The 24,572-nt window shown below is 71.0% G+C and carries 27 protein-coding genes and 1 pseudogene; 12 read left to right on the top strand and 16 right to left on the bottom strand.

Features of this window, described 5'->3' with window-relative positions; translation table 11 throughout:
• Positions 1-329: 329 nt before the first annotated feature.
• On the bottom strand, positions 330-1,790 hold the full coding sequence (eat, locus tag AC5K6T_RS14485) for an ethanolamine permease (RefSeq protein ID WP_493209009.1): 1,461 nt from the start codon (positions 1,788-1,790) through the stop codon (positions 330-332).
• A gap of 201 nt (positions 1,791-1,991) precedes the next feature.
• Positions 1,992-2,720: a FadR/GntR family transcriptional regulator gene (locus AC5K6T_RS14480; RefSeq protein ID WP_493209008.1), complete on the bottom strand. Its 729-nt coding sequence runs from the start codon at positions 2,718-2,720 to the stop codon at positions 1,992-1,994.
• Positions 2,721-2,798: 78 nt separating this feature from the next.
• Here AC5K6T_RS14480 and AC5K6T_RS14475 point away from each other — a divergent pair, with 78 nt between their 5' ends.
• Genes AC5K6T_RS14475 through AC5K6T_RS14465 form a run of 3 tightly spaced genes read left to right on the top strand, consistent with a single transcriptional unit; the run spans position 2,799 to position 6,339 of the window.
• Complete coding sequence (locus AC5K6T_RS14475; protein ID WP_493209006.1) at positions 2,799-4,163, top strand: glutamine synthetase family protein; 1,365 nt, start codon at positions 2,799-2,801, stop codon at positions 4,161-4,163.
• Positions 4,164-4,173: 10 nt separating this feature from the next.
• Entirely contained in the window at positions 4,174-5,541 is a 1,368-nt protein-coding gene (locus tag AC5K6T_RS14470) for an aldehyde dehydrogenase family protein (protein ID WP_493209005.1), read from the top strand.
• A 6-nt stretch (positions 5,542-5,547) separates the two neighbouring features.
• Positions 5,548-6,339 (top strand): 3-oxoacyl-ACP reductase, encoded by a 792-nt coding sequence (locus AC5K6T_RS14465; protein WP_493209003.1) that lies wholly within the window; start codon positions 5,548-5,550, stop codon positions 6,337-6,339.
• A 173-nt stretch (positions 6,340-6,512) separates the two neighbouring features.
• Here AC5K6T_RS14465 and rpsR read toward each other — a convergent pair whose 3' ends face one another.
• The 4 genes from rpsR to rpmG form a co-directional block, all read right to left on the bottom strand.
• Entirely contained in the window at positions 6,513-6,752 is a 240-nt protein-coding gene (gene rpsR, locus AC5K6T_RS14460) for a 30S ribosomal protein S18 (protein WP_493209001.1), read from the bottom strand.
• Between the two features lie 163 nt (positions 6,753-6,915).
• Complete coding sequence (locus tag AC5K6T_RS14455; RefSeq protein ID WP_493209000.1) at positions 6,916-8,109, bottom strand: GTP-binding protein; 1,194 nt, start codon at positions 8,107-8,109, stop codon at positions 6,916-6,918.
• The gene (locus AC5K6T_RS14450) at positions 8,106-8,363 is read right to left on the bottom strand and encodes a type B 50S ribosomal protein L31 (RefSeq protein WP_493208999.1); all 258 of its coding nucleotides are present in this window, start codon (positions 8,361-8,363) and stop codon (positions 8,106-8,108) included. The genes AC5K6T_RS14455 and AC5K6T_RS14450 overlap by 4 nt, the downstream gene beginning before the upstream one ends.
• 5 nt (positions 8,364-8,368) lie before the next feature.
• Positions 8,369-8,533, bottom strand: a complete 165-nt coding sequence (gene rpmG, locus AC5K6T_RS14445) for a 50S ribosomal protein L33 (protein WP_493208998.1) — start codon at positions 8,531-8,533, stop codon at positions 8,369-8,371.
• 81 nt (positions 8,534-8,614) lie between these two features.
• Here rpmG and rpmB point away from each other — a divergent pair, with 81 nt between their 5' ends.
• The 4 genes from rpmB to AC5K6T_RS14425 all read left to right on the top strand — a co-directional run bounded on the left by rpmB (position 8,615) and on the right by AC5K6T_RS14425 (position 11,766).
• Positions 8,615-8,851, top strand: a complete 237-nt coding sequence (gene rpmB, locus AC5K6T_RS14440; RefSeq protein ID WP_493208996.1) for a 50S ribosomal protein L28 — start codon at positions 8,615-8,617, stop codon at positions 8,849-8,851.
• The gene (gene rpsN, locus AC5K6T_RS14435; protein WP_493208995.1) at positions 8,851-9,156 is read left to right on the top strand and encodes a 30S ribosomal protein S14; all 306 of its coding nucleotides are present in this window, start codon (positions 8,851-8,853) and stop codon (positions 9,154-9,156) included. The genes rpmB and rpsN overlap by 1 nt, the downstream gene beginning before the upstream one ends.
• A gap of 542 nt (positions 9,157-9,698) precedes the next feature.
• Complete coding sequence (locus tag AC5K6T_RS14430) at positions 9,699-11,084, top strand: rhodanese-like domain-containing protein (RefSeq protein ID WP_493208993.1); 1,386 nt, start codon at positions 9,699-9,701, stop codon at positions 11,082-11,084.
• 97 nt (positions 11,085-11,181) lie between these two features.
• Positions 11,182-11,766, top strand: a complete 585-nt coding sequence (locus AC5K6T_RS14425; protein WP_493208991.1) for a rhodanese-like domain-containing protein — start codon at positions 11,182-11,184, stop codon at positions 11,764-11,766.
• Between the two features lie 214 nt (positions 11,767-11,980).
• Here the strand turns inward: AC5K6T_RS14425 and AC5K6T_RS14420 are convergent, their stop codons facing one another.
• Positions 11,981-12,451 carry a Dps family protein gene (locus AC5K6T_RS14420; RefSeq protein ID WP_493208989.1) on the bottom strand — a complete coding sequence of 157 codons (471 nt, stop codon included), beginning with the start codon at positions 12,449-12,451 and terminating at the stop codon, positions 11,981-11,983.
• Positions 12,452-12,948: 497 nt separating this feature from the next.
• Here AC5K6T_RS14420 and ctaD point away from each other — a divergent pair, with 497 nt between their 5' ends.
• Positions 12,949-14,670 (top strand): aa3-type cytochrome oxidase subunit I, encoded by a 1,722-nt coding sequence (gene ctaD / locus AC5K6T_RS14415; protein ID WP_493208987.1) that lies wholly within the window; start codon positions 12,949-12,951, stop codon positions 14,668-14,670.
• Between the two features lie 273 nt (positions 14,671-14,943).
• Here ctaD and AC5K6T_RS14410 read toward each other — a convergent pair whose 3' ends face one another.
• Complete coding sequence (locus AC5K6T_RS14410; RefSeq protein ID WP_493208986.1) at positions 14,944-15,288, bottom strand: hypothetical protein; 345 nt, start codon at positions 15,286-15,288, stop codon at positions 14,944-14,946.
• A 609-nt stretch (positions 15,289-15,897) separates the two neighbouring features.
• Between AC5K6T_RS14410 and AC5K6T_RS14405 the strand changes: the two are divergent.
• Both AC5K6T_RS14405 and AC5K6T_RS14400 read left to right on the top strand, forming a co-directional pair.
• Positions 15,898-16,972 (top strand): annotated as a pseudogene (locus AC5K6T_RS14405) (IS630 family transposase).
• Between the two features lie 339 nt (positions 16,973-17,311).
• Complete coding sequence (locus AC5K6T_RS14400) at positions 17,312-18,565, top strand: IS256 family transposase (protein ID WP_493208984.1); 1,254 nt, start codon at positions 17,312-17,314, stop codon at positions 18,563-18,565.
• A 7-nt stretch (positions 18,566-18,572) separates the two neighbouring features.
• On the opposite strand, the gene AC5K6T_RS14395 is transcribed toward AC5K6T_RS14400, so the two are convergent.
• The 8 genes from AC5K6T_RS14395 to AC5K6T_RS14360 form a co-directional block, all read right to left on the bottom strand.
• Entirely contained in the window at positions 18,573-18,785 is a 213-nt protein-coding gene (locus AC5K6T_RS14395) for a hypothetical protein (RefSeq protein WP_493208982.1), read from the bottom strand.
• Positions 18,778-19,116 carry a hypothetical protein gene (locus AC5K6T_RS14390; protein ID WP_493209361.1) on the bottom strand — a complete coding sequence of 113 codons (339 nt, stop codon included), beginning with the start codon at positions 19,114-19,116 and terminating at the stop codon, positions 18,778-18,780. The genes AC5K6T_RS14395 and AC5K6T_RS14390 overlap by 8 nt, the downstream gene beginning before the upstream one ends.
• 157 nt (positions 19,117-19,273) lie before the next feature.
• Complete coding sequence (locus AC5K6T_RS14385) at positions 19,274-20,521, bottom strand: helix-turn-helix domain-containing protein (protein ID WP_493208980.1); 1,248 nt, start codon at positions 20,519-20,521, stop codon at positions 19,274-19,276.
• Between the two features lie 335 nt (positions 20,522-20,856).
• Positions 20,857-21,168 carry a S1 domain-containing protein gene (locus AC5K6T_RS14380; RefSeq protein ID WP_493208978.1) on the bottom strand — a complete coding sequence of 104 codons (312 nt, stop codon included), beginning with the start codon at positions 21,166-21,168 and terminating at the stop codon, positions 20,857-20,859.
• A gap of 187 nt (positions 21,169-21,355) precedes the next feature.
• Positions 21,356-21,943, bottom strand: a complete 588-nt coding sequence (locus AC5K6T_RS14375) for an SMI1/KNR4 family protein (RefSeq protein ID WP_493208977.1) — start codon at positions 21,941-21,943, stop codon at positions 21,356-21,358.
• A complete protein-coding gene (locus AC5K6T_RS14370; RefSeq protein ID WP_493208975.1) occupies positions 21,891-22,328 on the bottom strand; it encodes a DNA/RNA non-specific endonuclease in 438 nt (145 codons plus the stop codon). Before AC5K6T_RS14370 ends, AC5K6T_RS14375 begins: the two co-directional genes overlap by 53 nt.
• Before the next feature lie 130 nt (positions 22,329-22,458).
• On the bottom strand, positions 22,459-22,929 hold the full coding sequence (locus AC5K6T_RS14365; protein ID WP_493208973.1) for an NUDIX hydrolase: 471 nt from the start codon (positions 22,927-22,929) through the stop codon (positions 22,459-22,461).
• 2 nt (positions 22,930-22,931) lie between these two features.
• A complete protein-coding gene (locus AC5K6T_RS14360; protein ID WP_493209359.1) occupies positions 22,932-23,651 on the bottom strand; it encodes a DUF5919 domain-containing protein in 720 nt (239 codons plus the stop codon).
• Between the two features lie 273 nt (positions 23,652-23,924).
• On the opposite strand from AC5K6T_RS14360, the gene AC5K6T_RS14355 reads away from it, so the two are divergent.
• Positions 23,925-24,176 (top strand): hypothetical protein, encoded by a 252-nt coding sequence (locus AC5K6T_RS14355; RefSeq protein WP_493208971.1) that lies wholly within the window; start codon positions 23,925-23,927, stop codon positions 24,174-24,176.
• Positions 24,164-24,409 (top strand): DUF7848 domain-containing protein, encoded by a 246-nt coding sequence (locus AC5K6T_RS14350; protein ID WP_493208969.1) that lies wholly within the window; start codon positions 24,164-24,166, stop codon positions 24,407-24,409. The genes AC5K6T_RS14355 and AC5K6T_RS14350 overlap by 13 nt, the downstream gene beginning before the upstream one ends.
• Positions 24,410-24,572: the final 163 nt, after the last annotated feature.

Raw genomic sequence — 24,572 nt, 5'->3', positions numbered from 1 at the left:
AGTACGGGCAAGTACGAGCAGGTACAGGCTGATACAGGCAGGTACGGGCAGGTACAAGCAGGTACAGGTCGGACAGGGACAGAGGTACGGGGGACGAGTATGAGCACCGACCCGAGCGCGGGGCCGGACACGAGCGCGGGGCCGGACACGGATACGGGGCCGGACGCGGGTCGCCGCGCGGGTGGGGGCGGGCTGCGGGTGACGGCCGGGCGCCGCGGACGCGGGTGGCCCGAGGTGCCGCGGGGACGCCGTGGCCCCGGCTCCGCGGGGGCGTACGGGTGCCCGCCGCCGGGAGCGGGCGTCCGCGCCGCCCCGCGCAGGGGCCGGGGTCAGCGTTCCAGTTCGGCCTCGGCCGCGGCCAGCGCCGCGAACTCCTCCTCCGGGGCCTTCGCGACCAGGCGGTGGCGGCTGTAGAGGGCGAAGTAGCCGAGCGCGACCACGTACACCCCCAGTGCGATGAACGCGGCGTCCTTGTCCACCAGGAACGTCGCCACCAGCGCGGAGAGGGCGAGCACGAGGGCGGCGGAGGAGGTCGCCACGCCGCCGGGAGTGCGGTACGGGCGGGCGAGGTGGGGTTCCCGGCGGCGCAGCACGATGTGGGAGAGCGCCATCAGGGCGTAGGAGATGGTGGCGCCGAACACCGCGATGTTCAGCATCCGGGCCCCGTCCCCGGTGCCGGCGGCGAGGGCGAAGCCGAGCGCGCCGGGGATGAGCAGGCCCAGGTAGGGCGACTTGCGGCGGCTGGTGAGGGAGAGGAAGCGGGGCAGGTAGCCGGCCCGGGAGAGCGCGAAGAGCTGACGTGAGCCGGCGTAGATGAGGGAGAAGAAGGAGGCGACCAGGCCTGCGAGGCCGGCGTAGTTGACGAAGCGGCTCAGCGCGGTCGGTTCGCCGTCGCCCTGCAGGGCGACCACGAGGGGGTTGCCGGCCTCCTGGACGGCGGCGGAGCCCCGGGCGCCGGTCGCGGCGAAGAAGGTCACCACGGCGAGCAGCACCAGGACGCCCATGGACAGCGCGAGGGCCCTGGGCATCGAGCGGACCGGGTCCTTGGCCTCCTCGGCGGCCAGCGGCACACCCTCGACGCCGAGGAAGAACCACATGCCGAACGGGAACGCGGCCCAGATGCCGAGCAGCCCGAAGGGGAGCCAGGAGTTCGCGCCGACGGCGGAGGTGTCGACGGGGATGTCGTTGAGGCCGTCCACGTGGAAGTCGCTGAGCGCGCCGAGGGCGAAGATCAGCAGGGCGGCGACGGCGACGGCGGTGACGATCAGGCTGAAGCGCAGGGCCTCGCCCACGCCCCACAGGTGGATGCCGATGAACAGGGCGAAGCAGGCGAGGTAGACGGGCCAGCCGGACTCCAGGCCGAACAGGCCCAGGGATTCGACGTAGTCGCCGATGAAGATGGAGATGGCGGCGGGTGCCAGCACGTACTCGATGAGGATCGCGGTGCCGGTGAGGAAGCCGCCCCACGGGCCGAGCGCCCGGCGGGCGAAGCCGTAGCCGCCGCCGGCGGTGGGCAGGATGGCGGAGAGCTCGGCGAGCGAGAAGACGAGGCAGGCGTACATCGCCCCCATCAGGACCATGGCGACGGCGAGTCCGCCGAAGCCGCCCTTGGACAGGCCGATGTTCCAGCCGGAGAAGTCGCCGGAGACGACGTAGGCGACGCCGAGTCCGGTGAGCAGCAGCCAGCCCGCGCTGCCGCGGCGCAGCGTGCGCCGTTCCAGGTAGTCGTCGGCCGGGCCGGGCCGGCCTGTCGTGTCGGAGGTGGTGTCCGAGGTGTTGTCCAGCGTCATGGCAGCGTTCAGCTCCCCGCTACGGGCCCAATGGATTGGAGCCATACCTTTGCGGCCGCCGAGCGGCAGCGCAAGCCCCCTGCGTCACTTTCGGGTGACGCGCACCCGGCCGGAACGGGCCGCGCACCCCGGCCCCGGGGGGCCGCGCACCCGGCTCAAAAGGCCGCGCGCCCCGGCCGCCGGGGTCGCGGACGCGACCCGTCACGACAGGAAGCCGCGCAGCAGGGCGGCCGTCCCCGCGCAGTGCTCGCGCGCCACCTCGCGCGCCCCGTCGGCGTCGCCCTCCAGGACGGCCTCCACGAGCGCGGCGTGCTGATGCTGGGAGTGCTCCAGGTTGCGGACCAGCAGCGGAATGCAGTCCAGCAGGTCGTTCACGGTGGCGCGGACGGCCGCGTACTGCGCGGTCAGCGTCGGTGAGCCGGACAGTTCGGCGAGGGTGAGGTGCAGCAGCGTGTCCTGGCGCCGGTACTCGCCGAGCGGGGCGTCCTGGGTGGCCGCGAGCGCTTCCCGCAGCCGCCGCGCGCCCCCGTCGTCCAGGCCGTGGGCGGCGCACAGTCCCGCGGCGCCCACCTCCAGGACCTCGCGGAAGCGCAGCGTGTCCTCCATGTCGACGGCCGCGATCCGGCGGCGCAGCTCCGCCTCTCCTGCGGTTCCCGGCCGCTCCCGGACGAACGTGCCGCCGTAGCGGCCGCGCCTGCTCTCCACCAGGCCCTGGTCCTGCAGTACCTTGAGGACCTCGCGCAGCGTCACCCGGCTGATGCCCATCCGGTCGGCGAGCTCCCGCTCGGCCGGCAGGCGCTCCCCGCCCGGCACCAGGCCCAGCCTCACGACCTGCAGGATCTGCTCCAGGGCCTCCTCGAAGCCGTTGCCCGCCCGCACCGGGCGCAGCACGGGTGTCAACCGGTCCGCCGGATCACTCGATGTGGCCACCTTCTCGTTTCCCCTTCCCAAGCAATGGTCTTTCCCAATACCTTATGGCTCCCGGCAGGCCGAAGGAGGAGAAATCCCGTGGCAGACCGCACACCCCCGCTCTCCGTCGACGAGCTCCGCACGCTCGTCGCGAGCGGTGAGATCGACACCGTGATCCTGGCCTTCCCCGACATGCAGGGACGGCTGCAGGGCAAGCGGTTCGCCGCACCGTTCTTCCTCGCCGAGGTGCTCGACCACGGCACCGAGGGCTGCAACTACCTGCTGGCCGTCGACACCGAGATGAACACCGTCGACGGCTACGAGATGTCCTCCTGGGAACGCGGCTACGGCGACTTCGCCATGCACCCCGACCTGTCCACGCTGCGCCGCGTCCCGTGGAACGACGCCACCGCCATGGTGACGGCCGACCTCGCGTGGAGCGACGGCACCCCCGTGGTCGCCGCACCCCGGCAGATCCTGCGCCGCCAGCTGGACCGCCTCGCCGCCCACGGCTTCACCGCCCATGTCGGCACGGAGCTGGAGTTCATCGTCTTCCGGGACACCTACGAGCAGGCCTGGGACGCCGGATACCGGGGCCTGACGCCGGCCAACCAGTACAACATCGACTACTCGGTGCTGGGAACCGGCCGGATCGAACCCCTGCTGCGCCGCATCCGCAACGAGATGGCGGGCGCCGGGCTCACCGTGGAGTCCGCCAAGGGCGAGTGCAACCCCGGCCAGCACGAGATCGCCTTCCGCTACGACGAGGCGCTGGTCACCTGCGACCAGCACGCCGTGTACAAGACGGGCGCGAAGGAGATCGCCGCGCAGGAGGGCTGCTCCCTCACGTTCATGGCGAAGTACAACGAGCGCGAGGGCAACTCCTGCCACATCCACCTCTCGCTGCAGGACGCCGAGGGACGCAACGCGATGGCCGGGGACGGTCCGGACGGGATGTCGGACGTGATGCGGCACTTCCTGGCCGGACAACTCGCGGCGCTGCGGGACTTCTCGCTGCTGTACGCCCCCCACATCAACTCGTACAAGCGGTTCCAGCCGGGCTCCTTCGCACCGACCGCCGTGGCCTGGGGCCACGACAACCGCACCTGCGCGCTGCGGGTCGTCGGCCACGGCCGGTCCACCCGGTTCGAGAACCGGCTGCCGGGCGGCGACGTCAACCCGTACCTGGCGGTCGCCGGACTCGTCGCCGCCGGCCTGTACGGCGTCGAGCAGCGCCTCGAACTGCCGGCCGCCTGTACCGGCAACGCCTACACCGGCGACTACGCGCACGTCCCCACCACCCTGCGGGAGGCCGCCGAGCTGTGGGAGAACAGCGAGATCGCGAAGGCCGCCTTCGGGCCCGAGGTGGTCGCCCACTACCGCAACATGGCCCGTGTCGAACTCGACGCCTACGACGCCGCCGTCACCGACTGGGAGCTGCGCCGCTCCTTCGAACGCATGTGAGGACCGTCCCTTGGAACGCACCCTGCTCCAGGTACTGAACCCGGCGACCGAGGAGGTCGTCGCGACCGTCCCGGCCGCCACCCCGGCCGACGTGGACGCGGCCGTGGTCCGCGCCGGGGCCGCGCAGCGCTCCTGGGCCGCCGCCGCGCCCGCCGACCGGGCCCGGGCACTGCGCCGCTTCGCCTCCGTCGTGGACGCCCACATCGAGGAGCTCGCCCTGCTGGAGGTCCGCGAGGCGGGCCACACCCTCGGCAACGCCCGCTGGGAGGCGGGCAACGTCCGCGACCTGCTCGACTACGCGGCCGGCGGGGCGGAGCGCCTGACCGGGCGCCAGATCCCGGTGCCCGGCGGCCTGGACATCACGATCCTCGAACCGCTCGGGGTGGTCGGCGTCATCGCCCCGTGGAACTTCCCCATGCCGATCGCCGCCTGGGCGGCGGCGCCCGCGCTCGCCGCCGGCAACGCCGTCGTCCTCAAGCCCGCCGAGACCACACCCCTCACCGCGGTGCGGCTGGCGGAACTCGCCCTGGAGGCAGGGCTGCCCGAGCACCTCTTCCAGGTCCTGCCCGGCGAGGGGCGGGTGGCCGGCTCCGCCCTCGTCGAGCACCCGGGCGTCGCCAAGGTCGTCTTCACCGGTTCCACCCGGGTCGGCAAGGAGATCATGGCCAGGGCGGCCGGCCAGGTGAAGCGGGTCACCCTCGAACTCGGCGGCAAGAGCCCCAACATCGTCTTCGCCGACGCCGACCTGGAGGCCGCGGCGGCCGCCGCCCCCATGTCCTTCCTCGACAACAGCGGCCAGGACTGCTGCGCCCGGACCCGCATCCTGGTGCAGCGCGGCGTGTACGACCGTTTCCTGGAGCTGCTCGCGCCCGCCGTGGCGGAGGTCGTGGTCGGTGACCCGCTCGACGAGCGCACCCAGATGGGCCCGTTGATCTCCCGCGCCCAGCTGGAGCGGGTCCGCGCCTACGTCCCCGACGACGCCGAGGCGATCCGCGGCAAGGCGCCCGGGGGGCCCGGCTTCTGGTTCCCGCCGACCCTGCTGACCGGGGTCGCGGAGGACGCGCCGTGCGCCGTCGAGGAGGTCTTCGGCCCGGTGGCCGTGGTCCTGCCCTTCGACGACGAGGCGGACGCGATCCGGCTCGCCAACGCCACCCCCTACGGCCTCTCCGGCTCCCTGTGGACCCGCGACGTCGGCCGCGCCCTGCGCGCCTCCCGCGCGGTCCGGGCGGGCAACCTGTCCGTCAACTCCCACTCCAGCGTCCGCTACTGGACCCCGTTCGGCGGCTACGGCCAGTCCGGCCTCGGCCGGGAGCTGGGCCCCGACGCCCTGACCGCCTTCACCGAAACCAAGAACGTCTTCATCAGCACGGAGGCCTGAGCCCACATGACCGACACCGCCCGCGAGAACATCTGCCGACGCCTGGTCGGCCGTACCGCCGTCATCACCGGTGCCGGCAGCGGCATCGGCCTCGCCGCCGCCCGCCGTCTCGCCGCCGAGGGTGCCCACGTGGTCTGCGGCGACATCGACGAGGCGGCCGGGAAGGCCGCCGCCGAGGAGGTCGGCGGGACCTTCGTCCGGGTCGACGTCACCGACCAGGAGGAGGTGGAGAACCTGTTCAAGGTCGCCCACGACACCTACGGCTCCGTCGACATCGCCTTCAACAACGCAGGCATCTCGCCCCCCGACGACGACTCCATCCTGGAGACCGGCCTGGAGGCGTGGAAGCGCGTACAGGAGGTCAACCTCACCTCGGTCTACCTGTGCTGCAAGGCCGCCCTGCCGTACATGCGGCGCCAGGGCCGGGGCTCCGTCATCAACACCGCGTCGTTCGTCGCCGTCATGGGCGCGGCCACCAGCCAGATCTCCTACACCGCCTCCAAGGGCGGCGTCCTCGCCATGTCCCGTGAACTCGGTGTGCAGTTCGCCCGCGAGGGCATCCGCGTCAACGCGCTCTGCCCGGGCCCGGTGAACACCCCGCTGCTGCAGGAGCTGTTCGCCAAGGACCCCGAGCGGGCGGCGCGCCGCCTGGTGCACATCCCGGCCGGCCGGTTCGCCGAGGCCGAGGAGATCGCCGCCGCGGTCGCGTTCCTCGCCAGTGACGACTCCTCCTTCGTCAACGCCACCGACTTCCTCGTCGACGGCGGCATCGCCGGGGCCTACGTCACTCCGCTGTAGGCACTGGGCCGCAGGTGGCCCTCCGTCGGCCGGACGCCGTCGAGCACCCGGCCGACGGGCGTGACGGGACGGCGCCGGCGCCAGGGCGGCGGACTCCCACGGCAATCGGCGACCGCCCCGCAGGGCGGTGCGGGCCCGCAGGGGCCGCGGGGGCCGCGTCGGCGCCGGACCGGCTACCGGGAGCCGTAGGGCAGCAAGGCCATCTCGCGGGCGTTCTTGACGGCCCGGGCGATCCGGCGCTGCTGTCGAAGGGTCACGTGGGTGACCCGGCGGCTGCGGATCTTCCCTCGGTCGGAGATGAACTTCCGCAGCAGGTCGGTGTCCTTGTAGTCGATGCAGGTGATGCCGGCGGCGTCGAGCGGGTTGACGCGGCGCCGGGCGCTCTGGCGTCCGGCGTTCTTGGTGCGGGGCATGGCAGGCGGGTCCTCTTCTCCGGTCTTGCGGTGCTCCGGTCTTCCGGTGCTCCGGTCTTCCGGCGCTCCGGTGCTCCGGTGCTCCGGTGCTCCGGTCTTGCGGTGCGCCGGTCTTCCGGTGCTCCGGTCTTGCGGTGCTTCGTCTTCCGGTTCTCGGGTGTCGTCAGTTCACGGGGTCGAGCAGTTCGTCGAAGGCGTGCGGGAGCCGCTTCCAGCCGTCGCGGCCGGCGGCGTACTCGTCGTCGGTGAGCAGACACGAGTCGAGCACGGCGAGCAGGCCGTCGCGGTCCAGCCCGGGCGAGGTGAAGGTCAGGTGCTGGCAGCGGTCTCCGTGTTCCGGGTGCCAGTCCACGCAGGCGGCGAGGCGGCGTTCGGCCGGCACCATCTCCCACGCGGCATCCGGCAGGGCCGCCAGCCAGGGTCCGGCCGACTCCACGCACAGCGCGCCGCCCGCCGCGTCCCACGACAGCAGGGTGTCGGGGCGGTCCGCCAGCCAGAAGCGGCCCCGGCTGCGGGCGGCGGCGCAGACCAGGTCCTCCAGGACGGCGTGCAACCGCTCCGGGTGGAAGGGGCGTTCGCGCCGCCACACCAGGGTGCCGACCCCGTGCTCGTCCTCGTCCTGCGGCAGCAGCGCGCAGGCCGGGTGCACCCGGGCGGCGGCCGCGGTGACATCGAAGCCGGCCAGCAGGGCGGCTCCCAGCGTGCCACCGGTCCCGGGCACCTTTCGTGCACCCGGGGTGAGCTGGGCCAGCAGCGCGCGGTCGGTGTCGTCGGCGGGCTCCGCGCCCACCCCGGCCTTCCCGCCCTCCCCGGGGGAGGCGTCCTCCACGAGGGCGATCAGCGTGGGGTACTCCAGTTGGCGGGAGAAGGTGTCGCCGACGGTGCGCTGGTCCGTCGGCGCGGCGGCGAGGCCCACCTCGGCGAGGTCGTCGCCGTTGGACAGACAGGGCAGCACGAGGGCCGGGTCGACCACGGTGGCGACCCCGGTGAGCGCCAGCGGTGCGCCCGCGGCGGCCACGACCGCGGCCATGGCCTGCGGCTCGACGGAGTCCCAGAGTTCCACCACGGCCAGCCGGTGCCCGCCCGCGTCGGCGAGCCTGAGCAGTTCGGGCAGGAGGTCCTCGCGCAGCGCGCAGCAGGCGCAGTCGTTGACCAGGGGCGCGCGGCCCCCGCCGAGCAGCCCGGTGGCGTCGCGCACGGTGCGGTGCGCGGTGCCGTCCGCGGCGGACGTCAGGTCGTGGTGCAGGGCGACGGAGCCCGGGACGGTGCGCAGGATCTCCTCGACGGCGGCCCGGCGGGCGTCGGCGTGCAGCCCGGCGACGAGGGCGACCGGCAGCCGCCGGCCGTCCCCGCTCACCGCCCGCTCCGTCCGCGGCCGTAGCGGCGTGCGAAGCGCTCGACGCGGCCCGCGGTGTCCAGGACCCGCTGGGTTCCGGTGTAGAAGGGGTGGCCGGCCGAGGAGATCTCGACGTCGACGACCGGGTAGGTGTTGCCGTCCTCCCAGACCACGGTCCGGTCGCTGGTGGTGGTCGAGCGGGTGAGGAAGGCGAAGCCGGCGGCCCGGTCGCGGAAGACGACCGGGTGGTAGCCGGGGTGGATTCCGGGCTTCACGGCGGTCAGCGCTCCTCTCGGAAGTCGACATGGCGCCCGGCGACCGGGTCGTACTTGCGCAGGGTGAGCCGGTCCGGATCGTTGCGGCGGTTCTTGCGGGTGACGTAGGTGTAGCCCGTGCCCGCGGTCGAGCGCAGTCTGACCACGGGACGGAGTTCGTTGCGTGCCATGGGCGCCAGCGTACACGAGAGTGGTTTTCATTTTCATTAAGGCTTAGAGTGGTGCCCTCCACGACCCCGAGGAGGACAGGCATGTCAGCTCACTGCCAGCTCACCGGCCGGAAGCCCGGCTTCGGCCACCACATCTCGCACTCCCACCGGCGCACCGGGCGCCGCTTCGACCCGAACATCCAGCGCAAGCGCTACTGGCTGGCGAGCGAGGGCCGGCACGTCCGGCTCTCCCTCTCCGCGAAGGGCATCAGGACGGTCGACGTGATCGGCGTCGAGGCCGCGGTGGCGCGCATCCGCGCCCGGGGAGGGAAGGTCTGATGGCCAAGAAGAGCAAGATCGCGAAGAACGGGCAGCGGCGCCTCGTCGTGGCCCGCTACGCCGCCCGCCGTGCGGTGCTCAAAGCCGTCATCGCCTCTCCGCGCGCCTCCGACGAGGAGCGCGCCGCCGCCCGGCGGGAGCTGCGCCGGCAGCCCCGCGACGCCAGCGCCACGCGCCTGCGCAACCGCGATTGCGTGGACGGCCGCCCGCGCGGCCACCTGCGCGCCTTCGGGCTGTCCCGGATCCGGGTGCGCGAGATGGCCCACGCGGGCGAGCTGCCCGGTGTGACCAAGAGCAGCTGGTGACCCCGACTCCGCTCCCGCACCCCACCAGGCCGTATCGCGGACCGGGTCCGGCCGCCCGGCGCGGCGGACCTCTCCGCACCGGGGCGCGGTGACACCGCCCGCCCAGAAGCCCGCCCGGACACCCTCCCCCGCCCCACCGCACCCACGACGCCCCGCAGTGCCGCCCCCGGGCGCACTGCGGGGCGTTGCCCGTCCGCACCCCGTGAGGGACGGACGGGCGGGTGGCGGGGTGACCAGAGGCGGCGAACAGGCGGCGCCGGCCCGTGAGGCGCCGCGGGCGCGGAGCGGTGCGGCCGAAAATACCCTAGGGGGTATTTGACAACGCCGGGAAAGGCCCCTTACCGTCGAATGACGAAATACCCGTGGGGGTATCAGGGAGGGCGGTCGCGGTCGTCCTGCTGCTCGCGGCCGCCCGGAACCGGCTGGCCGGCCTGCCGACGGCCACTCCCCCGCCGCGGGCGCCGGTGCGCCGGCGACGGCGTGGCCGGCACACCGGCTCGAACACCCCAGGGTGTGTCCCTGCTCTGTCTTGGAGGTCTTGCGTGTTCTTCTCCCAGTACTACCTCGACTGCCTCTCCCAGGCCTCGTACATGATCGGCGACGAGTCCACGGGCCGGGCCGTGGTGGTGGATCCCCGCCGGGACGTGTCGGAGTACCTCGCCGACGCCGAGGCGCACGGGTTCACCGTGGTCGCCGTCATCAACACGCACTTCCACGCCGACTTCGTCGCCGGTCACCTGGAGATGGCCGCGCGCACCGGCGCGTGGATCGGCTACGGCCGGCGCGCGGAGACGGAGTACCCCATCCGTAAGCTGGCCGACGGCGAGACGATCAGCCTGGGCGAGGTCACGCTGGAGATCATGGAGACGCCGGGGCACACTCCCGAGTCCATCAGCGTCCTGGTCCGCGAGAGGGCCGACGACGCCGTGCCGTACGGCGTGCTCACCGGTGACGCGCTGTTCATCGGCGATGTGGGCCGCCCCGACCTGCTCGCCTCGGTCGGCGTGACCGCCGAGGAGCTCGGCGCGTCGCTGTACGACAGCGTGCAGCACAAGCTCATGGGCCTGCCGGACGAGGTGCGCGTGTTCCCCGCCCACGGCGCCGGCTCCGCGTGCGGGAAGAACCTCTCCGCGGAGAAGCAGTCCACCATCGGCGAGCAGCGCGCCACGAACTACGCCTGCACGCCGATGTCCGAGGCCGAGTTCGTCGCCCTGGTCACCGCCGGGCAGGCCGCCGCCCCGGGCTACTTCGCCTACGACGCCGACCTCAACCGCCGCGAGCGCGAGCTGTACGACCCGGCGTCGGCGCCCCGCCCGCTGACCGCACGGGAGTTCGCCGGACGCCGCCGTGCCGGGGCCGTGGTGGTCGACGCCCGTGACCCGCAGGAGTTCGCCGCCGGGCACCTGCGCGGCGCGCTCAACGTGCCGGCCGACGGCCGGTTCGCCGAGCAGGCCGGAACCGTCCTGGAGCCCGGAACGGAGCTGCTGGTCGTCGCCCCGGAGAACCGCGAGGAGGAGATCGTCACCCGGCTGGCCCGCGTCGGATTCGACCGCGTCGCCGGCTATCTGCGCGGTCCCGACAGTGCCCTGCCCGCCCTGTCCGAGGAGATCACCCCGGCCAGCCGGCTGACCGCCGCCCAACTGCGCACCGCCCTGGCCGGCGACAACCCGCCGGTCGTCGTCGACGTCCGCAACTGCGGCGAACGCGGCACCGCCGGCTTCATCGAGGGCGCTCTGCACATCGCTCTCGGCGAACTGCCGCGCCGACTGGAGGAGGTGCCCGCCGACCGGCCCCTCGTCCTGCACTGCGCGGGCGGCCACCGGTCCTCCATCGCGGCCAGCCTGCTGCGCCACCGGGGCTTCGCCGACGTCTCCGACGTCCTCGGCGGTTACGCGGCCTGGGCCCTGCTCGACGCGCCCGCCGCCTGATTCCCGCAGCAACCCCCTCCCCCGTACCCGACCACCCCCGTACCCCCGGGCCGAGCCGCCTCCGCTGCGGCCCGGCCCACCCGACCACGGAGTTCCCATGTCGCTCGACGCCCCCCGCACCGCAGGTCTCAGCCCCGCCGCCCTCCAGCAGCTGGCCGAGGAGGGACGTGCCCCCCGCCTGCTGGACGTGCGTACGCCCGGCGAGTTCCGCACCTCGCACATCCCCGGTTCCTACAACGTGCCCCTGGACACCCTCCGCGAGCACCGCACCGAACTGCGCGAGCACCTCGACGAGGACGTCGTGCTCATCTGCCGCTCCGGCGGCCGCGCCGCCCAGGCCGAACAGGCGCTCGCCGAGGTCGGTCTGCCCAACCTGCGCGTCCTGAACGGCGGGATGATGGCCTGGGAGGCGGCCGGGGCCCCCGTCAACCAGGGCGAGCCGCGCTGGGACCTGGAGCGTCAGGTCCGCCTGGTCGCCGGGGCGATCGTCCTCGTCTCCGGCGTCGCCGGACTGTTCGTACCGGGGCTCCACCTCATCGGTACGGCCGTCGGGGCCGGGCTGACCTTCGCCGCGCTCAGCAACACCTGCGCGATGGGCATGCTGCTGTCCAGGCTTCCGTACAACCGCGGCCCGCGCACCGACATCCGCGCCGTGGTCGCGTCCCTGCGCGAGCGGCCGTAGACACGGTCCGAGGGCGTCTCGGACCGCAGCGCGGTCGCGGCGCGGTCGCAGCTCGGTCGCGGCGCGGTCGCGGCGCGGTCGCAGCTCGGTCGCGGCGCGGTCGCAGCTCGGTCGCGGCGCGGTCGCGGCACACGGCAACGGCGAGCGGCCTCCGCGTGGCGGGGGCCGCTCGCCCGCGTGGCCGGGCCGCGTGGCGATCACCTGCCGCGGGCGCTCAGGCGTTCTCGGCCTGGAACATCCACATGTGCTTCTCCAACTCGGCGGTGAGGGCGATGAGGAGGTCCTGGGTCACCGGGTCGGGCTCGTCCGTCGCGCGGATCCGCTCGCGCATGCGGGCCGTCACCGCCTCCAGTCCCCGGACCATGAGCCGGACGGCGTCGTTGTCCTTGATCCATCCCGTGGGCACGTCACCGAACGGGGCGGCCTCGGCCACCGCCCTCGCGCGGCCGTCCGGGTTGAGGCCCAGCGTGACCGCGCGCTCGGCGACGGTGTCCGCGTGCACCCGGGCGGTGGCCACGACCTCGTCCAGCTGGAGGTGGACGCTCCGGAACCGGGGGCCCACGACGTTCCAGTGGACCTGCTTGGCGACCAGCGACACCTCCACCAGGTCCACCAACGCCCCCTGCAGTGCCTCGCCCAGGACCTTCAGGTCGGCCTCCGGCACGGAACTCTTCACCACGGACATGCCTGCCTCCACTCCTGTGTGTAGCTACCCCGACAGCCCCACGCTGCCACAGGGCATGGGGCCCGTCGCCTCGAACGCGGCGACCTGCTGACGCGCCGCCGCGGGGCGACCCGCCGTGCTGCGGCCGCCCCTGGCGCCGGGTACCCGGGCAGCGCCGGGGGATGCCCCGCCCCGGCACACGGCGGGAGTCGCCGCACCTCGGCGGAGAGGCCCGGAGCCCCCGCGGGCACCGGGGCTCACGGGCCGGGACCCGGGGCCGGGACGTGAGGACCCGGTGCACGGACGGGGACGCGGAACGGGGAACAGGGCGTCGGCGCGGGGAAGCAGGCGCACGCTGCAGGGTGCGGGGCACCGGCGCGCCGGAATCGGCCACTGTGCACCCGAGTGTCTCGTTGAGTACCCGGGGTGGTATCGCTAGCGTGCCGCTGGTGCCGGCCCCAGCGGCGGGTCGGCGTCGGCCTCGCGGCAACCACGACGACGTCTTGTGATGGGGTGCTATGTCGGTGTCCTACGGTGGTGACACGGCGGTACGGCAGCAGGCCCACGGGCGTGATCGCGGCGGGCGCGTCGTGGTGAAGTGGCTGACCACCACCGACCACAAGGCGATCGGCACCCTCTACATCACCACGTCCTTCGTGTTCTTCCTGGTCGCCGGTGTGATGGCGCTGCTCATGCGGGCGGAGCTGGCCCGGCCGGGCATGCAGATCATGTCCATGGAGCAGTACAACCAGGCGTTCACGATGCACGGCGCCATCATGCTCGTCATCTTCGCCACGCCCCTGTTCGCCGGCTTCGCCAACTGGATCATGCCGCTCCAGATCGGTGCGCCCGATGTCGCCTTCCCCCGGCTCAACGCCTTCGCGTACTGGGTGTACCTGCTGGGAGCGCTGATCGTGCTGGGCTCCCTGCTCACGCCGGACGGGGCTCCGGCCTTCGGCTGGACGGCGTACTCTCCGCTGTCGGACACCGCCCGCTCGCCGGGTCCCGGGGCCGACCTGTGGATCATGGGGCTGGCGTTCTCCGGCTTCGGCACCATTCTCGGCTCGGTCAACTTCGTCGCCACCGTCATCTGCATGCGGGCGCCGGGGATGACGATGTTCCGGATGCCCATCTTCACCTGGAACGTGCTGCTGACGGCGGTCCTGGTCCTGATGGCCTTCCCGGTCCTCACCGCGGCGCTGTTCGTGCTGGAGGCCGACCGCAAGTTCGGCTCCCACGTCTTCGACGCGTCGAACGGCGGCGCGCTGCTGTGGCAGCACCTGTTCTGGTTCTGGGGACACCCGGAGGTCTACATCATCGCCCTGCCGTTCTTCGGGATCGTCACCGAGATCTTCCCGGTGTTCTCGCGCAAGCCCGTGTTCGGCTACGCGGGGCTGGTCGGGGCGACCATCGCGATCACCGGGCTGTCCGTGGTGGTGTGGGCCCACCACATGTTCGTCACGGGTGCCGTGCTGCTGCCCTTCTTCTCGTTCATGTCCTTCCTGATCGCGGTGCCGACCGGGGTCAAGTTCTTCAACTGGATCGGCACCATGTGGAACGGGGCGCTGTCCTTCGAGACCCCCATGCTGTGGTCCGTCGGCTTCCTCGTCACCTTCCTGTTCGGCGGGCTGACCGGTGTCATCCTGGCCTCGCCGCCGATGGACTTCCACGTCTCCGACTCGTACTTCGTCGTCGCGCACTTCCACTACACCGTGTTCGGCACGGTCGTCTTCGCGATGTTCGCGGGGTTCTACTTCTGGTGGCCGAAGTGGACCGGCCGGATGCTCGACGAACGGATCGGCAAGATGCACTTCTGGACGCTGTTCGTCGGCTTCCACAGCACGTTCCTGGTCCAGCACTGGCTGGGTGCCGAGGGCATGCCGCGCCGCTACGCCGACTACCTGGCGGCGGACGGCTTCACCGCACTGAACACCTTCTCGACCATCGGGTCCTTCCTGCTCGGCGCCTCGATGCTGCCGTTCCTCTACAACGTGTGGCGCACCGCCCGCTACGGCAGGCGCGTGGAGGCCGACGACCCGTGGGGCTTCGGCAGGTCGCTGGAGTGGGCGACCTCGTGCCCGCCGCCGCGCCACAACTTCGTGACGCTGCCCAGGATCCGCTCGGAGTCCCCGGCCTTCGACCTGCACCGACCCGAACTGGCCCTGCTGGAGCACCGGCACAACGCCGGGCAGCGCGACGCCGTGGCACCGCCGGACCCGTTCCGCGACGACCGCGGGTAGCGCCGGGCGACGAGCGGGGAGGGTCGGGACGCGTGGGGCGCCGCGTTGGGGACGGGCGGCGACCAGGTAGCGGCGGCCGGCCCGGAGTCGGTCGGCCGGGTCGTCCGGGCAGCCCTGGCCCGGTGCAGCCGGCTCGGCGGTTCCCGGACCCCACCGAACCGACGCTCACCGCGCCCTGACCGTCAAAGGCTCGCGGTCCGTTCGGGTCCTTGCGGACGGAACGAACCGGCACGCACCGGGACCGTCCAGCGGCCTCCGGTACGCCTTCCGGTGTCAGGACAGCTTGGTCAGCTGCGCAGCGACGAGGGCAACGGGCAGGGCGAAGTCCGCCGGGGCGCCGCTGTCGGGTACTGCGCCGAGGTAGGCGACTCTCTCCCCCTTGCGCAGGACCACCGCCTTCACGGGCGTCTTCACCCCAGCGCGCTCGACGACCGCGCCGAGGGCCATGGCCTGGTCGGCCCCCTCCGGCGCCAGCTCCAGGGCAACCTTGCCGAACCGGCGCTTCTCCCCGTCCACCGTCGCGGTGAACCCCTCAGCACACTCGTCGACCGACGCGGCCAACGCGTCCAGCGCCGCCTGCGCCTGATCGCCGTCGTACGCCCCGAGGGTCACGGTCACGACCGCTCTCCCGCCGGTCGCCTCCCGCGAGACCACTGCCGCGGGCTCTCCTACCGCCAGGCCCGAGAGCACCTTCGCGGCAGGGCCGCAGACGTCTTCGGCGACCTGCGGTTCTCGTCGGGCGGCCGATGCGGTCACGCTGTAACCGTCGGCGTCCCCGCGCGCGAGCGCCGCAGCGTCGAGGTCCCCAGCGTGTGACGCGGCGCTGGTCGCCGGAAGGGGCTTCACCTTCGCGCCACCGCCCGAGCCTCCCCCGCTCACGGCGTCACACGCACTCAGCGCACAGACCGCCGCCACGACTCCTGCCGAGACCCGCCCCACAGCCTTCACCGGCACACCCCCACACCCGCCCGCCTACCGACTGGAAGCTACCACCGGCATCGTGAAGGTCTCCCTGCGCCCCTGAAGACTCACTCACCGAGAAGGCGAACTCCGAGCGGGTCGGGCTCAGGGGCTCTTGCGTGATCGAGGTCTGTCTTCATCCGGTGAGGCCGAGGGCGGCCAGGAGGCAGTGCCCTTGACGGCCCTGCCCACGACAAGTCGACCGGCGACGACGGCGACGATCCGCCACGGTGTGCAGCCACCGTCCACTGACGTTGCCGTCGAGTCATGAGGTACGCGGATGGCGGTGGTCTGACCGCTGTGGGGCGGGCGAAGCGTGAGGCGGTGCGCTTCGAGGCCGCGGAGATGTTCGAGCAAGGGGGCGGCCCCCGGAGGTGGCCCGCAGGTTACGGGTGTCGCGGAAGTCGGCCTACGCCTGGCACGCGGCCTGGCGGGACGGCGGCAGATCAGCCCTGGCCTCGAAGGGGCCTGGTGGCGTTCCGTGTCAGCTCAGCGATGACCAGACCGAGCGCCTGCAGGTCGAGCTGGAGGCCGGCCCGGCGGCGCACGGCTGGATGGAGGACCAGCGGTGGACCCTGGCCAGGGTCGCGGAGCTGATCCACCGCCTGCTCGGATACCGGTACACCCCGCGCGGTGTGTCCTACCTGCTGCACCGGCTGGGCCGGTCGCCGCAGGTGCCCGTCCACCGGGCCGTCGAGCGCGACGAACAGGCCGTGGAGCGGTGGCGGACGGAGCAGTGGTCACGGGTAAGAGGACGGCCCGGCTCCTGGGCGCGTGGATAGTCTTCGAGGACGAGGCCGGCCAGGACCTGAAGCCCGGCAAGGGCCGGACCTGGGCACCTCGAGGGCGGACTCCGCTGGTCAAGGTGACCGGGAAGGGATCGGGCCGGGTCCTGATGGCCGGGATGATCTGCGTCAGACCGGGCCGCGAGACCCGCCTGATCTACCGGACGCAGACGTACCGAGGCCGAACCGGCGAGAAGAAGGGCTTCCGCGCCCGCGAGTTCCCCGGCCTGCTGACCTCAGCCCGTCGGCAGCTCGGCGGTGCCCCCCTGATCGTGGTGTGGGACAACGCCAGCACCCACCACGCCAAGGCCCTGCGGGAGTTCTGCGACCGCAACGGCGACTGGCTCACCATCATCAAGCTGCCTCCGTACGCACCCGACCTCAACCCCGTCGAAGGGGTCTGGGCCCATCTGAAGAAGCCCCTGGCCAACCTCGCACCCCGCGCGATCGACGACCTCGCCCCGCTCGTGAAGAACCGCTTACGCAGCATCCAACGCCGACCAGAGATCCGCGACGGCTTCATCGCCGGGACCGGACTGAGGCTGGAGCCCCCGTAACCCTGTCACCCCACCCTTTCAACCTCAGCGTCGCTACTGCCGTCAGCGGCTTCGGTCGCACGGTCGCGTTGCCGCTGGCGTGGTGTCGGCGCAGGGGGACTCTACTGCCATGCGCCGGGTTCGGCGCGGACGAGAGCGCGGACGGTCTGCTCGTACAGCTCGTGGCCGCTCTGGGCGCAGTGCCCGGCGATCCAGCGGGTCAGTTCGTCCGGGGTGGAGCAATGCTCAAGACCTGTGGATCGACCCCGGGAGGAACGCGGAGGGCGTACCTTCCCGAATGATCCTTTGATGGTCACCGAGTAGGCCCGCGTTCGCAGCGCGGGTCGGGAAGGCACGCCCGTGCTCAGCGTAGTCAATGCCGATGGTTCGACCGAGTCCGGCTCCCTGATCGACGAGATCGTCCGTGAGGGCGCCCGGCGGATGCTCGCCGCCGCGCTGGAAGCCGAAGTCAACCAGTACATAGCCGAGTTGGCCGCCGAGACGGATGAGGCCGGGCGTCGCCTGGTGGTGCGCAACGGCCGCCACCGGCCCCGCACTGTCACCACCGCGGCCGGTCCCGTCGAGGTCACGGCCCCGCGCGTGAACGACAAGCGGGTGGATGCGGCCACCGGCGAGCGGATGCGGTTCTCCTCGAAGATCCTGCCGCCGTGGTGCCGCAAGTCGCCCAAGGTCAGCGAGGTGCTGCCGCTGCTCTACCTGCATGGACTGTCCTCGGGGGACTTCGTGCCCGCGCTGGAGCAGTTCCTCGGCAGCTCGGCCGGGCTGTCGCCGGCGACCGTGACCCGGCTGACGAAGCAGTGGAGCGACGACCACGCCGCCTTCCAGCAGCGCGACCTCGCCGAGTCCGACTACGTGTACGTGTGGGCGGACGGGGTGCACCCCAAGGTCCGGCTCGGGCAGGCGCACTCCTGCGTCCTGGTGCTGATGGGTGTGCGCCTGGACGGCACCAAGGAACTGATCGCGCTGGCCGAGGGGCTGCGCGAGTCCACCGAGTCGTGGGCCGACCTGCTGCGCGACTGCCGCCGCCGGGGCATGCGCGATCCCGAACTGGTCGTCGGCGACGGCGCGATGGGTCTGTGGAAGGCGCTGGCCGAGGTGTTCCCGGCTGCCCGCCACCAGAGGTGCTGGGTCCACAAGGCCCGCAATGTCACTAACGCCCTGCCGAAGTCCGCACAGCCGGGCGCGACGAAGGCGATGCAGGAGATCTACAACGCCGAGGACCGAACGCACGCCGAGAAGGCGATCGAGGCGTTCGCGCGCACCTACGGCGCCAAGTTCCCCAAGGCCGTCGCGAAGATCACCGACGACCGGGAGGAACTGCTGGCGTTCTACGACTTCCCGGCCGAGCACTGGATCCACCTGCGGACCACCAACCCGATCGAGTCGACCTTCTCCACCGTCAAGCTCCGCACCAAGGTCACCCGCGGGGCAGGCAGCCCGGCCGCGGCCCTCGCGATGGTGTTCAAGCTCGTCGAGTCCGCCCAGGCCCGCTGGCGCGCGGTCACCGGAGCCCACCTCGTCGCCCTGGTCCGCGCGGGCGCCACGTTCGAAAACGGCGTCCTGGTCGAGCGCGCAGAGACCGCCGCTGCCTGATCACGCGTCACCCGAACCACAACTCTTGACAATTGCTCTCCGGGGTGTGCAGCGTGCCTGACGTGGCGCCGCAGTTGCGCTCATCGCCCGTGACACAGACCGCCTCGAACGCTGGCAGGGCCACGGGGTCGGGGACGGTGGTCACGTGGTACTCGCGGAAGCGGTAGCGGCCCCGAGAGGAGTTGCGTTCTGGTGCGCCGCCCTTCGGAGAGTCAGGCATCCTCGGCCGCCTCTTCCTGATCGGGGATGCGCTGTCCGCGCGAGTCCGCGACCCTGAGCGCGTCCGCCAGGGCTTCTACCAACCGGCAGGCCAACCAACGGTATTCGCTCGCCGACAGAGCCTTCGCACCGGGCGCCGTGGTATCGCGGGCGTACTCCAACAGCTCTTGGCCCATGGTGAGCTGTACCGTCTCGATGCTGTCGGCGAGGGTGGAGAGGTAGCCCCGACCGTCGCTGCTCAGGTAGCAGGGCTTCCCCTCCGGGCTGGTCCACGGCAGTAAGCGGGGACCTCCCCCGCCCGACGCGGCGTCGTACAGCTCTCTGCGACGCATGCGGTCGGCTTCGCTCCTGGGCTTGGTCACTGGGCACCCCCGGCATGGGTCACTGACGGTGAACACACTGACCGTAAGCACTGACTGGTCGTCACCCCAGGCGGTAGCCATGGCAGTTCGCGACTCTTGATTCACGAACTACCACGCTGCGCTGCATCTACCCGACAACGCCCAGATAGTCAGCCATTTCGCGCATCTCCGTCGTGAGGGTGCGCTTGCGCTTGCGCAGGATCTCCTGCATGGTCTCGGCGGCCCCGTTCTGGTGCCGCAGCCACTGCGGGGCGGCTTCCCTGGCACGGGTCAACTCGTCCATGGCGGCTGACAAGTCGCCGGTCCGGGTGTGGGCGCGCGCCACATCGAGGGTGAAGCGGTTCCCGTCGTTGGTGCTGGGCCCACCCAGGCGCTTCCATGCCTTGGGCGACAGCTCCTCCTGCTCGCCTGCCTTGCGCACCACCGCGCGGGCGTCGCCGATGACCAGGGAGTCTTCGAGTGCCTTGACCGCGGCGGTGACCGGCCCGAAGACGGACCAGTGCCGGGAGACGTTGCGATGCGCCGCCCCCACAGCGGTTGCGGCGACCCGGGCGGCTTGGCGGTACTCCTTCGCCTCGTCGGGACGGTTGTTCCTCGCGGCTGCGGCGGCGGCCTCCATCGCCAGGCCGCCCCACACCGCGTAGTGGTCCGGCTCGGCCCCGGTGATCTTCGGCTCTACAGCGTCCATGCTCTGGGCGGCGACCTGTTCCGCCTCGTCCAACCGTCCCTGCCGCACCAGCAGCCAGCACATGCAGCCGACACCGGAGCCCGCCGCAAGTATGTCTCCGGCCTGACGGGCGTCCATGATGGCGCCACGTACAGCGGCATACGCGATGTCGTACTGCCGTACCTGGGTGAGGTAGGTGCCGGCCAGACGCAGCGCTTCGGCGCGGGCCAGCAGGGCCTGCCGGTGCTCGTCCCCGCTGTCGTAGTAGGTGACGGCTTGAGCTGCATCGCGCAGCAGGCCCGGCAGTTGAGCCGCGATGCTCTTGTAGCTGTCGGAGAAGTAGAGCGCCCGTGCGTCTTGCAGCGTCCGCCGGAAGGTGCGCAGGTTCGGTTCCTCGGCCACGACCTCGGCGTCCTGGTCCACGAGCCCGACGGCTGGGGTGAGGGCGGCGCGGAGCTGGATCAGGTTGACCCGGTTCGGCTCCTCGGCCTGCCCGACGGGTTCCGGTGCATCCGAGGCCATCAGCGCGGACGTGGTCACCCCCAGCGCGCGGGCAAGCGTGTGCAGGGTCTCCATGCGGATGGTGCCGCCCTGCTCGGCCTTGCGCACGGTGCCCGGCGATACGCCTGCGGCGTGGGCGAGTTCCTCTTGGCTCATTCCCGCGCGACGCCGGTACTTGCGGACGTTGTCAGCCAGCTCCGTGGTCATCAACTCACCACCTCCCACTCCACGGTACGCCCGGCCGGCACATCAACCGGGGTGATCCGACAGGCACCCTCCCACAAAGGTGCCCCACCACGCGGCGGGCCGGGCTCCGGCAGGACCGGGGCCTGAGCGGGTGGGGTCCCTCGTCGGTCGGGCAGCTTCGCCGGACCAGGGTTCTCCGGGAGCCGCCACGGATCACCTCGTGACGCGTGCGCTCGTCCTTGGCGGCCCCCGGGGGTTCCTGGTACGCCTCCGGTGACCGGACGGCGAGGGACCCCACCCGCGACCCGCGACCACTCACCACGACGAAGCCGCACCCGCACTCGGCCCCACTGCCCTCAGGCGGCGGGGATTTGAGACGGGCGCAGCGTCAGAGTGGGCTGCCGACCTGGGTCCACGGCCAACACGAGGGCCCTCCGAACTTCACCGATATGCTGTGCCGTTTCCTCGACCGTGAAGCGTTCATCCGTGACGCGCGGAGGATTGACGTGACCGTAGGCACCTTGCGCAGCCAATTCCACGCCGACCCCGAATGGATGAACACACAGGATTCTCGCATCAACGACGCTCCCGACGAGGTCGAAGCCGATCTCACCCCACTCCGACACGGGAAGGTCGTGGATATCCCGCCCCTCTACCATGGAGCCCACAACTGTTCCCTTCCTATCGTCAACTTGTTGACGAGGTCAATCTTTTCATGACATATCTCCCGGTCTTTCCCTGGGCCACCCTCACAATCGAGACCTGTATCGAAATGCTCCTCGAAGTCTGAGCGATTGAAGGTGAGCTTGGTGTAAATACAAGAAGCTCGCGCAACTCGCCACGTGAGACACCCTCTCAGTAGCGAGTAAACGAGTTCTCGAACTCCGCAAATGTACTAGAGATCAGATTCGTATCGAGTTCTCCATTGACCCATCGGAGCAAGAACTCAGTGCACGACAAATCGAAGAATTCCCAGTCCCCGTCATAATCTTGGACTGCAATTCGCCGACCGGCCGGAAAGGAGCCCTCCTTAGGCACCACCCAGTAGATGTACTCACCGTCACCGGTGCTTGCCCAGGCAATCAGCCTGTCACTCTCCCGATCAATCTCCGGAGGGATCTCTTCCCCAGCGCCCCAGAGAAGCTCCAGTGCCGTTTCCCGCTCAACCGCCCAGGACGCAAGATCGTAAGGCTCCCCTTGCCTTCGGGGTGAGTGAATCCAAATATGTCGGTCGAAACTCCCACCTCCGAACGTATCGATCATTTCTCGATAATCATCTGGAAGGAGGGTGCGAAGCTCTACAGGGACGCTGCTCCAGTCCACCTCACCCGGAGCCTGCGGGTACGAGACGTTTGCCCATCGCGCCAACTCTGCTACAGACACTTCGGGGTCACCTTTTCCTATTGACGATCGTGACGTCCAGAGAGAATCCTGCGTTTCCACGCGCAGAAAGCGTAACCCCCAAGGGAAGCGGATTACTTCCAGAGTAAACCGGCGTCGCCCTGTACAAAATATTCTCACCTGCTTTGACAGCATCACGAACCTGTAGCTCGAACCCTCGCATCACTGGAGAATTCGCATACGCGTGCATCGTGACGAAGTTTCTCTTGTCATTGTTCACTCCTCCCAGCACTGCCGCCAACAAGTGCGCGCGATTGTACCCCTGTCCGCTCTGCCAACCGGCTGGGTCAACCGAAGGATTTGTCTTGCCTCCGATATTGCTAGGAGTGAGCATCGCCTCGACACCGGTAGCGCGCCCATGCTGATCCAGGTCCCCGTAGGTTGCGTTGCAATTGTGGACCAGGACCGGCGTGGCGCCCGCCAGCACATAGTACGTGTGCCGCGTGGCTCCATCTACCTGCTTTTATGCAGGTCAAGCGCAGTTTGCTGGTCCGGTGACGTGCGTGGGTGTCTGTGGTTGTCCGGGGTTGTTGCCGTCGCTACTGCCGTCAGACGGTTCAGCCCAGGTACGGCTTCTCGCGCTGTTCCAGGAAGTGCTGGAGCCTGAGTCGTTGGGTGTGGTGCATCGGCAACTCCTCGATCTCTTCCGGCGGTACGAACCGGACTTCGGTGGACTCGTCGGAGATTGCCAGCCGGCCGCCGGTGATGCGGGCGGTGAAGCAGACGTTGAACTGGCGGCGGACCTCGCCGTCGGTGTAGGCGATGATGTGTTTCGGGTCGGTGTAGGTGCCGACCAGGCCGGTGATCTCGACGTCGAGGCCGGTCTCTTCCTTGACCTCGCGGACGGCCGTGCCTGGCAGGGAGTCGGTGAGGTCCATGCCTCCGCCGGGCAGGGCCCATAGGTCGTTGTCACGGCGACGCTGGAGGAGGATGCGCCCGTGGTCGTCGGTGACGACGGCGGATGCGGCGACGACCATGTTGTTCGGCTTGGGGGCGTTCGGGTCGTCGTAGTACTCGGTTCGCGCCACGGTCAGCCTTCCTCTCGTACGGAGGTTGCCGTCGCCCATACGGCGTCGAAGCTCTCCGTGTAGGTGTCGAACATGCCGCTCTCCTGGTGTCGGCGAAGATGCCACACGGGGGCGGCGTAGGCGTTGACGCCCCAGACGTGGGCGTTGACGAGTTGCTGGTCGTCGGCGCGGTAGAGGGAGTTGTAGAGCGTGGTTTCGTGGGTGCGGACTTCGATGCCTGGGGTGTTGGCGAGCGGCCTGTAGTGCATGAGCGCGAGGCGGCAGCGGGATTCGATGCCGTGGCCGAACCGCTCCTCCTGGCCGCGGGCTTGGACGTTGTCGCTGTCGGCGTCCCCGATCGCGATGCGGACGGTGCAGCCTTCGGCGGCGCGTTCGGTGAGGAGTTCGTTCAGCCGCGGGTACGCCTCGTGGAGGAAGACGGCCGCGTAGACGAGGATGTCGATCCGTTCCCGGGCCTGGGCCATCAGGTCGGTGAACGTCGAGACGGGGAGGTCGGCCCGCTGTTCGTAGAGCGCGACCAGTTCGGGGCTGATGGCGCGGGCGGGGCGGGCCTGGCGGAGCGCCGGCCAGAGTGCGTGCACGTCTTCTCCCAGGGCCTTGGCCGCCTGGAGGGCGGTGGCACGACGTGGGATACGCCCGAGGTTCACCCAGCGCTCGACCGACTTGGGGTCGACCTCGACCTGCTGAGCGAGTGCGGCGTACGTCCAGCCTCCGGCTGCCATGACGGCTCGAAGTCTCTCGTTCGGCACGAGTCTCCCCCTTCGTCCCAGGACGGCACTAGGGACGTTCTACACGGTGCAGGACGTCCCGAAGTGGGGTTTGGTGGAGGTTCCTTCGTCCCGGTGACCGGCGTGAGGATCGGTGCCGACCCTGCGGCACCAACAGGCCCAGGGGCACGCATCAACGCCGCCGAGGAGCGTCACCGTGCGAATGAGCACCACCCCATGTGTTCCCGCCCTGCGACTGAACGGCCGGTCGCGCGCCGCCTCGCCGGGGTGGTCACGATGACGGCCCCCACCCCTGATACCGGCGAGCACACCGTCTCGCCCGATACCGGCGCCCTGGTGGTCGACCGGCGGAACGGCAAGGTAGGCGTGGTGATGGGGCATGTGGGGCCGTACGTGCAGCTTCGACCGCCACACGGTGGCCGGGAGTGGGACGTGCCGCCCGAGGACGTTCGCCCACCGGCTCCGACGGAGGAGTTGAGCGCGAAGGTGGCCGTGGCCAACCGGAGGTGGGGACGGTGACCCCTCGCTCAGTCCTGCGCTACGAGACCTGGACGCTCCAGCCCGACCGCGAACCGGACGCGGAGCCAGTCCTGTACGCGATGCAGTGCGCCGTGGACGGAGAGACCTCACCGACAAGCAAGGACTTCGCCGAACCGCAGGACTGGGTATTGCGGCACTGCGGCCAGAACCCGTCCCACCACACCTACCGGGAGATCATCACCCGCCCTTGGCGGGCCTGGCGGCGGACATGACCCATCCCGCTCGCTCAGGAGCCGCACCGCGCTGACCTACCCAACTCCCGTCCCTGCCGGGCACGGCCGATCGAGGCTCCCCCTCCTCGTCAGCCCTGGCAGGGGCGGGCCCTTACGTGCGTGCCGTGCCCATGGCCATGAGGTTCTGGCCTCAGCCGCAGAA

The sequence above is a fragment of the Streptomyces sp. B8-7 genome, assembly GCF_058833805.1.
Note: the sequence above shows the minus strand (reverse complement) of the source record. Positions and strands in the feature narration are given on the sequence as shown.

What these genes read in the sequence shown, in the direction of transcription:
- eat (WP_493209009.1), bottom strand. Translation starts at nt 1,790, where the DNA reads ATGACGCTGGACAACACCTCGGACACCACCTCCGACACGACAGGCCGG.
- AC5K6T_RS14465 (WP_493209003.1), top strand. Translation starts at nt 5,548, where the DNA reads ATGACCGACACCGCCCGCGAGAACATCTGCCGACGCCTGGTCGGCCGT.
- rpsR (WP_493209001.1), bottom strand. Translation starts at nt 6,752, where the DNA reads ATGCCCCGCACCAAGAACGCCGGACGCCAGAGCGCCCGGCGCCGCGTC.
- rpmG (WP_493208998.1), bottom strand. Translation starts at nt 8,533, where the DNA reads ATGGCACGCAACGAACTCCGTCCCGTGGTCAGACTGCGCTCGACCGCG.
- rpmB (WP_493208996.1), top strand. Translation starts at nt 8,615, where the DNA reads ATGTCAGCTCACTGCCAGCTCACCGGCCGGAAGCCCGGCTTCGGCCAC.
- rpsN (WP_493208995.1), top strand. Translation starts at nt 8,851, where the DNA reads ATGGCCAAGAAGAGCAAGATCGCGAAGAACGGGCAGCGGCGCCTCGTC.
- AC5K6T_RS14425 (WP_493208991.1), top strand. Translation starts at nt 11,182, where the DNA reads ATGTCGCTCGACGCCCCCCGCACCGCAGGTCTCAGCCCCGCCGCCCTC.
- AC5K6T_RS14420 (WP_493208989.1), bottom strand. Translation starts at nt 12,451, where the DNA reads ATGTCCGTGGTGAAGAGTTCCGTGCCGGAGGCCGACCTGAAGGTCCTG.
- ctaD (WP_493208987.1), top strand. Translation starts at nt 12,949, where the DNA reads ATGTCGGTGTCCTACGGTGGTGACACGGCGGTACGGCAGCAGGCCCAC.
- AC5K6T_RS14395 (WP_493208982.1), bottom strand. Translation starts at nt 18,785, where the DNA reads ATGCCTGACTCTCCGAAGGGCGGCGCACCAGAACGCAACTCCTCTCGG.
- AC5K6T_RS14390 (WP_493209361.1), bottom strand. Translation starts at nt 19,116, where the DNA reads ATGCGTCGCAGAGAGCTGTACGACGCCGCGTCGGGCGGGGGAGGTCCC.
- AC5K6T_RS14385 (WP_493208980.1), bottom strand. Translation starts at nt 20,521, where the DNA reads ATGACCACGGAGCTGGCTGACAACGTCCGCAAGTACCGGCGTCGCGCG.
- AC5K6T_RS14360 (WP_493209359.1), bottom strand. Translation starts at nt 23,651, where the DNA reads ATGGCAGCCGGAGGCTGGACGTACGCCGCACTCGCTCAGCAGGTCGAG.